Source organism: Confluentibacter citreus (assembly GCF_002807055.1).
Taxonomy (GTDB): domain Bacteria; phylum Bacteroidota; class Bacteroidia; order Flavobacteriales; family Flavobacteriaceae; genus Confluentibacter; species Confluentibacter citreus.
Genome location: NZ_NIXN01000005.1, coordinates 217,554 through 229,538, shown reverse-complemented (window position 1 = coordinate 229,538; position 11,985 = coordinate 217,554). Strand labels below are relative to the sequence as shown.

10 protein-coding genes are annotated in these 11,985 nt (G+C 35.5%); 4 read left to right on the top strand and 6 right to left on the bottom strand.

Annotated elements, in window-relative coordinates; genetic code table 11:
* Nucleotides 1-2 precede the first annotated feature (2 nt).
* Genes CDH49_RS11365 through CDH49_RS11355 form a run of 3 tightly spaced genes read left to right on the top strand, consistent with a single transcriptional unit; the run spans nucleotide 3 to nucleotide 2,561 of the window.
* A complete protein-coding gene (locus tag CDH49_RS11365) occupies nucleotides 3-1,127 on the top strand; it encodes a peptidylprolyl isomerase (protein ID WP_100615647.1) in 1,125 nt (374 codons plus the stop codon).
* Between the two features lie 6 nt (nucleotides 1,128-1,133).
* Complete coding sequence (gene lgt, locus CDH49_RS11360; RefSeq protein WP_100615646.1) at nucleotides 1,134-2,057, top strand: prolipoprotein diacylglyceryl transferase; 924 nt, start codon at nucleotides 1,134-1,136, stop codon at nucleotides 2,055-2,057.
* A gap of 15 nt (nucleotides 2,058-2,072) precedes the next feature.
* Complete coding sequence (locus tag CDH49_RS11355) at nucleotides 2,073-2,561, top strand: DUF192 domain-containing protein (protein ID WP_100615645.1); 489 nt, start codon at nucleotides 2,073-2,075, stop codon at nucleotides 2,559-2,561.
* Between the two features lie 5 nt (nucleotides 2,562-2,566).
* Here CDH49_RS11355 and CDH49_RS11350 read toward each other — a convergent pair whose 3' ends face one another.
* The 6 genes from CDH49_RS11350 to ychF form a co-directional block, all read right to left on the bottom strand.
* Nucleotides 2,567-5,218 (bottom strand): DNA gyrase/topoisomerase IV subunit A, encoded by a 2,652-nt coding sequence (locus CDH49_RS11350; RefSeq protein ID WP_100615644.1) that lies wholly within the window; start codon nucleotides 5,216-5,218, stop codon nucleotides 2,567-2,569.
* A 9-nt stretch (nucleotides 5,219-5,227) separates the two neighbouring features.
* Nucleotides 5,228-5,362 (bottom strand): hypothetical protein, encoded by a 135-nt coding sequence (locus CDH49_RS15880; RefSeq protein ID WP_262496632.1) that lies wholly within the window; start codon nucleotides 5,360-5,362, stop codon nucleotides 5,228-5,230.
* 165 nt (nucleotides 5,363-5,527) lie between these two features.
* Nucleotides 5,528-7,378, bottom strand: coding sequence for a DNA topoisomerase IV subunit B (locus CDH49_RS11345; RefSeq protein WP_100615643.1), 1,851 nt, complete (start codon nucleotides 7,376-7,378; stop codon nucleotides 5,528-5,530).
* 239 nt (nucleotides 7,379-7,617) lie between these two features.
* Nucleotides 7,618-8,526, bottom strand: a complete 909-nt coding sequence (locus CDH49_RS11340) for a DMT family transporter (RefSeq protein ID WP_100615642.1) — start codon at nucleotides 8,524-8,526, stop codon at nucleotides 7,618-7,620.
* Between the two features lie 72 nt (nucleotides 8,527-8,598).
* Entirely contained in the window at nucleotides 8,599-9,051 is a 453-nt protein-coding gene (locus tag CDH49_RS11335; RefSeq protein WP_100615641.1) for an SRPBCC family protein, read from the bottom strand.
* 117 nt (nucleotides 9,052-9,168) lie between these two features.
* A complete protein-coding gene (gene ychF / locus CDH49_RS11330; protein ID WP_100615640.1) occupies nucleotides 9,169-10,263 on the bottom strand; it encodes a redox-regulated ATPase YchF in 1,095 nt (364 codons plus the stop codon).
* 207 nt (nucleotides 10,264-10,470) lie between these two features.
* On the opposite strand from ychF, the gene CDH49_RS11325 reads away from it, so the two are divergent.
* Nucleotides 10,471-11,949, top strand: coding sequence for a carboxypeptidase-like regulatory domain-containing protein (locus tag CDH49_RS11325; protein WP_100615639.1), 1,479 nt, complete (start codon nucleotides 10,471-10,473; stop codon nucleotides 11,947-11,949).
* The last annotated feature ends 36 nt before the right edge of the window (nucleotides 11,950-11,985 follow it).

Below are 11,985 nucleotides of genomic sequence, written 5' to 3'. Positions count from 1 at the left end.
TTATGAGAGTTTTTAAACAGCTTCTAGGTTTATCCCTGATTTTTATAATGGGATTTTCGTCTTGTAAGGCACAATACCCAGATTTAGAGGATGGTATATATGCCGAATTTGTCACTACTAAAGGTACTATGGTTGCTAGGTTATTTTATGACAAAACACCTGTAACGGTAGCTAATTTTATATCGCTTGCTGAAGGGACTAATACCCTTGTTGATGAAACTTATAAAGGAAAAAAGTTTTATAACGGCCTTATTTTCCATCGTGTTATGGATGGATTTATGATTCAAGGTGGTGACCCTATGGGTAATGGGATGGGAAGTCCTGGATATAAATTTAATGATGAATTCAAAACTGATTTAAAACACGATAAGCCAGGCATACTTTCTATGGCTAATTCGGGACCCAACACCAATGGAAGTCAGTTTTTTATAACCGAAATACCGAAGCCTTCCTTAGACAACGTGCATACTGTTTTTGGTGAATTAGTTCTGGGAATTGATATCCAGGATTCCATTTCCAATGTAAAAACCGATCCTGCCAACAAACCTTTAGAACCTATTGTTATTGAAGAGTTAAACATTATTAGAAAAGGTAAAGACGCGAAATCGTTTAATGCTACGAGTATCTTTAAAAACCATTTTGCGGAAATAGAACGTCTAGAAAAAGAAAAAGCAGAAAAGAAGGCGGCTTTACTAAAATCTAACCAAGAAAAATTCAATACACAAAAAGAAAAAACAACCACCCTACCTTCTGGCTTAGAATATATTATTACCGAAAAAGGCACGGGTGAAAAACTGACTGAAACTCATAAAATATTGGGAAATTATACAGTTTATTTTGAAGATGGAAAACTTCTTGGAACCAGTAAATTAGAAACCGCAGAAGCGCTTGATGCTGTTAACCTACGCCAAAAAGCAGCCAATGGGTATGAACCAATCATTTTTGAAATTGGCCCAGATGCCCGAATGATCCCTGGATTTAAAGAAGGTTTGAAACAATTAAGTGTTGGTGATAAAGCCACCCTTTTTATCCCTTATCATTTAGCGTATGGCGAAACTGGAAATAGAGATATTCCTCCAAAGACCAATTTGATATTTGAAGTTGAAATTTTAGAAATTTTGAAATAAGAATCTATGTATTTATTAAAATTTGATTGGAATCCTATATCAGCCTTTAACATTGTAGGCAACTTTAATCTTCATTTTTATAGCCTTATGTGGGTGGTCGCTTTCATTCTGGGTTGGTATATCATGAAACGTATTTTCATTAGGGAAAAAATAGATTTAGACTATTTGGATCCCCTTTTTATATACACTGTTTTAGCAACCATGATTGGTGCGCGTTTGGGGCATGTGCTATTTTATCAATCGGAACTTATTTCAGAAGATTTTTTCAGCATTTTTTTACCATTCAGTTTTAAAAATGGGATTGAATTCACTGGATTTCAAGGATTAGCAAGTCATGGGGCTGCCATTGGTATTATTGTTGGTATGTATTTATATAGAAAAAAGTACAACTATAAATCATTGCTTTGGATTTTGGATAGAGTCGTTATCTCGGTTGCTTCTGGAGCTGTTTTTATTAGAATAGGCAATTTTATTAATTCAGAAATTATTGGAAAAGTAACCGATTCTAACTTTGGTGTCCGCTTCATACAAGATTACTATAACAAATATGAAATTACCCAATTAACAGGTATAAAAGATGTTCAAAAAGCATATGATGCTGTTGTAGAAAATCCACAGTTTGCTGATTTATTAGAAGCTGTTCCTTACAGACATCCAGCACAATTATATGAATCTTTCTGCTATATATTTGTGTTCTTAATTTTATGGTTTGTGTATTCTAAAACTCCTAAAAGAGATCAAACCGGCTTCTTATTTGGTCTGTTTTTAGTGTTACTTTGGACCGTTCGTTTCTTTGTGGAATTTGTTAAAGAGCCTCAAGGTGAAGAATATATTAATTGGTTTGGATTGAATACCGGACAATGGTTAAGCATTCCTTTTATCATTATCGGTCTTTATTTTATGTTTATTTATAAACCAAAAGCCCAGTAAATTAATCAGTTCAATATGTGTTTAAAAAAAAATATAGTTGTTTTTTTAGGTTTAGGAATGTTACTTCTTAGCATTGCAGGATGTAAGGAAGAAAAAAAGACCATCAAACAAACTGAAGTTATTTTTAACAAGGAAGGCGATCTGACTATTTTTAAAATCGCCACCGATTCTACCGAAATCAAACTAGACATTGAAATTGCCGATACCGAGTACGATATTCAAACAGGATTGATGTATAGAAGCTCTATGGAAACCAATCAAGGCATGTTATTTGTTTTTGATGATGTTATGGAACGTTATTTCTTTATGAAAAACACACAAATCCCCTTAGATATCATTTATATTGGTGCTAATAAAAAAATTGTGAGCTATCAAAAAAACGCCAAACCCTTTGATGAAACGTCATTGCCATCAAATGTTCCTGCAAAATATGTTTTAGAGGTCAATGCAGGTTTGGTGGATACTTGGTTACTTAAGGAAGGTGATAGTTTAAGTTGGCAGTAACTAATTTAAAATAAGGTTATCTGCCCTTCTTCATCAATTTGAAAACTGCCATCATCATCTTTCTTTGTATCAGAATCTGTGGATTGAGAATCGTCATCTAAAACAGTTTCTTCATCAACTACCTCTATCTCGTCGGCATGTATTTCTTCGGGAGCCTCATAAGGCAAAGGGTCTAATAAATTAACTTGTTTTATTTTATCCGTAGTTAATTGATTTCCTATGGCCTTTATGCCTTTTATAGCTATAAAATCCTCTAGATTTACTATTTGTGTTTCTTTGGCATCTTTACCTTTTTGCTTCGCATAAATAACTTCTGCCATAGGTCGCCAATCGGTGGAGACGATTTCTAATTGTGATTTTTCATGTTCTGAAATAAAAACATCTTCCCTATTTTCATTTTCAATTAAAAAGCGTTTCACATAATAGCGTTCCTTTTCGCCATCATAATAAATAGCTGAAATTGGTTTTTTGGGAATCCATTTTTCCAATACAATCATATCATCATCAAAATGGGCGGTAATTTCTGGAACAATCGTTTTAATGACGCCCGATTGGTTGATGATTAAAATACGGTCTTCCCCTCTAAACTCACCGATAAGTTCGCCTCTACCATCTACATTTAAACGTTGCACGGTATCATCAAACCAAATTTTTCTGGGTTTTAAAGTAGATATTCCTTTTTCTTTAAGTTCTACTTTTTTAATGGGGTACTTGGTAACCAAATTACCTTTAGAATCCCTTCCTTTAATAATAATATCTGAAAAATCAATATCCCATTTTAATTTTTTAATACTTCCAGCCTGACGTAACAAAATGGTAACTACCTCTGCTTCCCCATTATGGTTTGCCGAAAAATATAAAATACTTGATAATTTGTTTCCGTTGGTTAAATCGTATTCCTTATCTCTGGTAATCCCCGTTACCGCAAATCGTTTTATGTAGGATGGACCACTTTTCCCATCCCTATAAATCATGTTATAAATGGTTCTGTTGTCTTTTTTATTAAAAACAGCCACATGAATAATGTCTTTGCCCACAAAGGTTTTGGCATCCACTTTGGTGACCATCATTTTACCTTCTCCAGTAAATACAATAATATCGTCGATGTCGCTGCAATCGCAAACGTATTCATCTTTTTTAAGCGACATGCCCACAAAACCTTCTTCTCGATTAACGTAGAGTTTGGTGTTGCGAATCACCACTTTTGTGGCATCTACATCATCAAAAGCGCGTATTTCGGTTTTACGCTCGCGCCCTTCACCATAATCTTTTTTCAGTCGTGTAAAATAGGCAATGGCATATTCTATCAGGTGCGCTAAATGATGTTTAATTTCAGCAATTTGGTCTTCTAGAGCTTCTATTTTTTGTTGGGCTTTATCAATATCAAACTTAGAGATACGCTTAATCCTAATTTCTGTTAAACGTACAATGTCGTCTTCCGTAATGGCACGTTTCAGATGTTTGATATGCGGTTGCAATCCTTTATCGATGGCACTGATAACACCTTCCCACGTTTCTTCTTCCTCAATATCACGATAGATTCTTTTTTCAATGAAAATGCGTTCTAAAGAAGCAAAATGCCATTGTTCTTCCAGCTCCTCTAATTTTATTTCTAAATCACTCTTTAAAAGCTGTACCGTGTTATCGGTAGAACGACGCAACATCTCTGAAACCCCTACAAACAAAGGTTTATTATCTTCAATAACACAACCTAATGGCGATACGGGTGTCTCACAACTTGTAAAAGCATATAAAGCATCAATGGTTTTATCGGGTGATATACCGGGCGGTAAATGCACTAAAATTTCAACATTGGCAGCCGTATTATCTTCAATCTTTTTGATTTTTATTTTGCCTTTATCGTTGGCTTTTAAAATGGAATCGATTAAGGTAGAGGTATTGGTTCCAAAAGGAATTTCGGTGATAGCTAGTGTGTATTTATCAAGCTGCGATATTCTGGCTCTTACACGAACACGTCCGCCCCGCAAACCATCATTATAATTTGAAAAATCGGCAATCCCAGCCGTTGGAAAATCCGGAAAAAGCGTAAAGGTTTTCCCTTTTAGATGCTTGATGGAAGCATCAATGAGTTCAATAAAATTATGTGGTAATATTTTTGTAGAAAGTCCGACCGCTATCCCTTCGCCGCCTTGTGCCAATAGCAAAGGAAACATAACAGGTAAATTTACTGGCTCTTTTCGTCTACCATCATACGATGCCTGCCATTCGGTAATCTTCGGATTATAAACGACATCTAAAGCAAACTTTGACAGACGTGCCTCAATATAACGGGATGCTGCAGCGCTATCGCCGGTTAAAATATTACCCCAGTTTCCTTGGGTATCAATTAATAAATCTTTTTGCCCGATTTGAACCATGGCATCGGCAATACTAGCATCACCATGTGGGTGGTATTGCATGGTATGACCCACAATGTTTGCCACCTTATTGTAACGTCCATCATCCAAATCTTTCATGGAATGCATGATGCGGCGTTGCACAGGTTTAAAGCCATCTTCAATGGCCGGGACAGCACGTTCTAATATAACGTAGGAAGCATAATCTAAAAACCAGTCTTTGTACATGCCCGTTACACGGGTAATGGTTTCTTTTGGTTCTTCTTGTTCGTTAATTAAATCGTTGCCGTCTTCAATCATTAATTATTACTATTTTTTAGGTCGCCCGCTAAGCATCGTTTTTCCTGAGGGCTTATCTTTGGCTTTGCTTATATTTCTATTAAATGCCGTTACAAAATCATAAACCTCTCTTCTTACCAATTTAGTTTCTTTTGAATATAACATATCTATTTAGTTTTAAAACCTGACTGAATCAGGCTAAGTTAATTTGCCTTTTTTGTGCAAATTTACAACTAAACTTATATATTTTAATTCCATTTTAACTAATATTTAAATTGAATTCTCATTTTTTTAATCTTAAAATAACAAATAGATAATTTTGAATACCTTTTATTCAATAATATCCAATTCTACTTTTAAATTATCAATGATAAATTCTTGTCTATCAGGGGTGTTTTTACCCATATAAAACTCCAATAAATTTTCAATGGACATGTTATCGTCCAACATCACAGGATCTAACCGAATGTTTTCCCCAATAAAATGCTTGAACTCATCAGGCGAAATCTCTCCAAGTCCTTTAAATCGTGTGATTTCTGGTTTTGGTTTTAACTTTTCAATCGCGTCCCTCCGTTCTTCCTCAGAATAACAATAGATGGTTTCCTTTTTATTTCGAACCCTAAATAAGGGCGTCTGTAAAATATATAAATGCCCTTCTTTTATGACTTCTGGAAAAAACTGAAGAAAAAAGGTGATGAGCAATAACCGAATATGCATCCCATCCACATCGGCATCGGTTGCTATGACTACATTATTATACCTTAAATCTTCTAGGGATTCCTCTATATTCAATGCCGCTTGCAACAAATTAAATTCTTCATTTTCATAAACAATTTTTTTGCTCAAACCATAGCAATTCAATGGTTTTCCTTTTAAACTGAAAACAGCCTGAGTATTCACGTCTCTTGACTTGGTGATACTTCCAGAAGCCGAATCTCCCTCGGTAATAAATAAAGTGGATTCTAAACTTCTATCGTTTTTAATGTCCCCCAAATGCACCCGACAATCACGTAATTTTTTATTGTGGACACTGGCTTTTTTAGCACGGTCTTTGGCCAATTTCCGAATACCTGATAACTCTTTACGTTCGCGTTCTGCCTGAAGGATTTTACGTTGAATTTTATCTGCCGCCTCTGGGTTTTTGTGTAAATAATTATCCAGATGTGTTTTTAAAAAATCATTGATATAGGTTCTTACTGTTGGAAGATCACCACCCATATCGGTCGAACCTAACTTTGTTTTAGTCTGACTTTCAAAAACGGGCTCCATGACCTTAATGGCAATAGCCGACACAATGGATTTACGAACATCGGACGGATCGTAATTCTTTCCATAAAACTCCCTAATCGTTTTTACCAATGCCTCTCTAAAGGCCACTAAATGTGTACCACCTTGTGTGGTGTTTTGTCCGTTTACAAACGAATGGTACTCTTCACTATACTGAGTTTTACTATGTGTCATAGCGACTTCAATATCGTCTCCCTTTAAATGGATGATTGAATAAGCTCTATCCGATTCATTAATGTTTTCACTTAATAAATCCTTAAGTCCGTTTTCACTAAAATATTTTTCACCATTATAAACGATGGTCAACCCTGGATTTAGGTACACATAGTTTTTAAGCATCTTAATGATGTATTCATTTCGATACTTGTATTTTTTAAAGATGATTTCATCTGGAACAAAAGAGACCTTCGTGCCCTTTCTTCTAGTGGTATCATCCAATAAATCTTGGTTGATTAGATTTCCCTGTTCAAATTCTGCGGAAGCCGATTTATTATCCCGTGTAGATTCTACCCTGAAAAAAGAGGATAACGCGTTAACGGCTTTCGTACCTACACCATTCAATCCAACGGATTTCTTAAATGCTTTAGAATCGTACTTGCCACCTGTGTTCATTTTAGAAACCACATCTACCACTTTGCCTAAAGGAATCCCACGACCATAATCGCGTACACTCACTTTATTGCCTTGAATGGAAATTTCAATGGTTTTACCAGCGCCCATGACATACTCGTCTATGGAATTGTCTAAAACTTCTTTGAGTAGGATATAAATACCATCGTCTGGAGAAGACCCATCACCCAATTTTCCAATATACATCCCTGGACGCATACGAATATGTTCTTTCCAGTCTAACGAGCGTATATTGTCTTCTGTGTAGTTGGTTTGTTCAATCATATATCTTTTGGCATGTGCTGTGAGGGTAGGCTAATATAGTATTTCAGTTTAAAAAAAGAAACTGCCATGACACAAAGTAATTAACAATATTTTTTGATAAGTTGGGGATAGGTTTTGGGTGTAAGGTATTGGGTCTTGGGTTCTGGGTCTTGGGTGTTGGGTGGATGTTGATTTGTTGATTTGTTTAGTTGTTTAGTTGTTTAGTTGTTTAGTTGTTTAGTTGAAGTAACTTTTAACTTTTAACTTTTAACTTTCTTCAACGATACTAATAAAATTCCAAAAATAACTACCAACGCACCAAACAACTGCAACCAGGTTAATTGTTCACCTAAAAAAATGCCCGCAAGAATGATGGTTGAAATAGGACCAGCACCAGCAATAATGGCAAAATTTGAAGAATCAATCATTTTTATGGATATAGATACCAGAAATGAAGGGATTACAGTAGCAAAAATGGCGATTAATAATCCTAAAACATATACTTCCCAAGTATAACTAAAAATACTGGTTTCCCTAATTATCAAATAATGGACAAACACACAGATACAGGACACAATCATGGCGTAGGATGTGAATTTCATCACGCCAAACTTCGGAATTAACCAACCACTCCCAACCAAATACGCTGCATACGTAATGGCACTCAATAATATAAAAAACCCACCAACATACGTGTCGTTTCCGGAAATAGCGACCTCATCCCCAAAGGCAATTACAATGCCTACATACGTTAAAATAATAGCCATTGTTTGAACCTTCGTTATCCGATTCTTTAAAAAAACCTTATTAAAAATGATGACCATCGTTGGGTACAAGAACAATATAATACGCTCCAAACTGGCCTTAATATATGTTAAGCCCACAAAATCGAAATAACTCGATAAATAATAGCCTATCATACCAAAGAACACAATCCAATAGTAATCCTTCGTCTCTAAAACAAGTTCTGTTTGCTTCTTTCTATTCCAAAGGGCAATAATGATATAAAAGGGACATGCAAATAACATGCGTAACAATAAGATACTTATGGCATCAACATTGTATTGGTAAGCCAATTTTACCATAACCGCTTTGGATGAAAAAAGGACAATACCTAAAAGTCCAATTAGGACACCATATATAAAAGTAGTCGGTTTTTTTATTACCATAAGGCGAAGATAGCCCAGTGCTTTTTTAATAAAATATAGAAATATGACAGATTACGATGCTCATTTAATCATTTAGAGCGATTCGGCCTTTTGTTTTATATAATTACCCCTAGTTTTTAAAAGGTTAAGCATATATTTTTTAAGAAATAACCAATTGGCAAACTGACCAAAAATACCCAGAGGAGATTCAAAATCGAATGTATCTACCATAAGTGTTTGGTTGTCCCGTTCTTTGAAAATATGCTCATGCTTAAACGATTTAAAAGCCCCATAAACCATTTCATCCACAAAATAATGTGGAGAATCAAATTCGGTAATCCTGGATGTCAAGTGCTGTACAAAACCCAAATGTTTAGCTTCCCAACTCACCCACTCACCCAATTCTATGAGTCCGGATATTTTTCCTGCGATGGCCTTTTCTTGGGAATGCTTTAAAGATTCTTGATGGATGTCTATATTTCTAGCTAAGTCAAAACAGGTTTTAGCGTCGGCATTAATTAGGGTATGTATTTCAATTAGCGGCATGAGTACTGGTTGAGGGATTTAAGATAGTACTAATAATAAAAATTTACCTACAAATTAACAATTCGTTTTATTTAATTATGAAAAGAGAACCAATATTGGCACTTCACTGATAATAGCCTACACATTGAACAAGAAATGCATCACATCACCATCATTTACAACATAGCTTTTGCCCTCAACACGCATTTTTCCTGCTTCTTTTACTTTTACCTCACTACCATAAGTCACATAGTCGTTATAAGAGATCACCTCTGCTCTAATAAAACCTTTTTCAAAATCGGTATGGATTACGCCAGCAGCTTGCGGCGCCGTTGCCCCTATATCAATAGTCCAAGCCCTCACCTCTTTAACACCTGCCGTAAAATACGTTTGTTGGTTTAATAACTTGTATGCTGAACGAATTAATTTAGCCGAACCTGCTTCATCCAACCCGATATCTTGCAAGAACATTTTGCGTTCTTCATAATCATCCAATTCATTAATATCCGCTTCAATAGCCACAGCTAACACCAAAACTTCAGCATTTTCATTTTTTACGGCTTCCTTAACCAAGTCTACATAAGCATTGCCAGAAACTGCTGATCCTTCATCTACATTACAAACATACATCACAGGTTTCTCAGTAATAAACTGTGCTGGTTTTACAAAATCGTTATAATCATCTTCGCTAAATTGCAAGGCGCGTATGGATACACCAGCCTCAAGATTTTCTTTGATTTTCATTAAAACGGCTTCTTCTTTTTGGGCCTCTTTATTGCCTGTTTTAGCAGCACGTTTTACTTTCTCCAGTTTTTTATCAACAGTTTCTAAATCCTTCAACTGTAATTCCATATCGATGGTTTCCTTATCCCGAATCGGGTTAACCTTCCCATCAACGTGTACAATATTATCATTATCAAAACATCTCAAAACGTGCAAAATCGCATCGGTTTCCCTAATGTTTGCCAAAAACTGGTTACCTAATCCTTCACCTTTACTAGCACCTTTTACCAATCCAGCAATATCAACAATCTCTACGGTTGCTGGCTGTACCCTCAATGGTTTAACCAATTCGGTCAGCTTTTCCAATCGAGCATCAGGTACATTGACAACACCTATGTTAGGTTCGATGGTACAAAATGGAAAATTGGCACTTTGTGCTTTGGCATTGGACAAACAATTAAATAAGGTTGATTTCCCTACGTTTGGCAATCCTACGATTCCTGCTTTCATGGCGTAATGTTTTTGTTGTTCCCGCTATTGCAGGACACTATTTTTGTTATTGATTTTGCGAGTGCAAATATAGACTATATTAACAGTAATTTATAATTTTTTTATTTTTCAAAGGATTACTTTTAATAAACACAAAAGCATCATTTTTTCAAGAAGTTACTGTAACATTTTAGCCTATTAATCGTTTATATATTGAATCATTATTTTATGAAACATCGATTACTTTTCATCTGCATCATCATTGGCTTTCAATCGCTTTTAGCACAAAACATCACTGCCAAATTAATTGACAAAACTACCAAAGTTCCCATACCCTTCGCGACTATAAAAACGGGAGAATACAGTGGTGTTGTTTCTAATGAAGAAGGCTATTTTACCATTAACCCTAAGTCCTTGGAAAACACAAACATCCTAATATCGTTCATGGGTTACGGCAGTAAAACGCTGACCATTGCCGATATAAAAAACCTAAATTATATCATTGAATTAGAACCAGCCATAAACCAACTAGACGAGGTGTACCTCAGCAATAAAAAACCAAACATCGATTCCATTATTGCCCGTGTAAAACGCCATGCCCCCAAGAATTACAATACGGACTTAAGGCAATACGACATTTTTAGACGCGTGGCAAATTATATGGATTTTGAAAACTTGAATTTTGAAATCGACAAAGCCTCGCAAGTTAAAAAGCAACAATTGGATAAAGTGAATACCGATTTACGAGCATTGACCAATGCCATTATGACTAGTAATACCGTTCAGTTTGTAGATTTTAAGGGTACATTGTATACCCAAGCGAAAGACTCTACCAAACTCATCGTCAGCAAAGCCACCCAATTATTGGACCATAGTAAAGATTTCTCGATAGACAATGTTCAAGAACGAGCCAAAAATATCATGTTACGCTATTTAGATACCACCAAAACTTATAAAGTTAAAACCGGACTCTTTAAAATTGAAGATTCGTTGTCGTTTGAAGAAATGAATAAAGAGCAAAAGAAACCTAAAAAAGATGAATTTGAAACCAACCAACTCAAAGGAGCCACTAAAGGCTTACTTAGATTTACCAAATTCTACGATAACTCGTTTTTAATGAATGTCTTGAACCCTCGTCTATATGAATATACCATAGACGATATTACTATTTATAACCAACAACTCACCTACGTTATAAGCTACCAACCCAGAAAGGGCAAGGCAAAATACAGTGGTAAACTATACGTTACTGATGGTGATTATGCCATTACCAAAGTCACCTATAGCTATTTTGAAAACAGACATGGCAGTAAAGTGAATTTGAAGTTTTTGTTAGGTGTTAAATACGAAGAAAACCTAAGCAGTGGCTTGGTGCTGTTCCAAAAACAAAGCGATAGCACCTACCAACCCAAATATATAAACCATGAAAGTGGCAGTTACTTTTACGTCAGCAGAGATTTAACCCTCATCCAAAACAGCAAAGACCGTTTTAAATTAAGCACCGATTTTACCATAGAAGGCAGCAACCGCACTAAAGAAGAACTATTAATAACCGCCACCAAAGCAACCACCCTAAACGATTACAACAATATTAAACAACAAAAAAAGACACCTTACCAAACCTTGACCAAATTTGATAATACCATTTGGGGCAGTGATGAAACGCTTGAACCTTTACAGGAAATGAAGGCGTTTGGGAGTGAGTAAGTTTGGAAGTTTTGATTATTGGCTTCTATGGGTTGC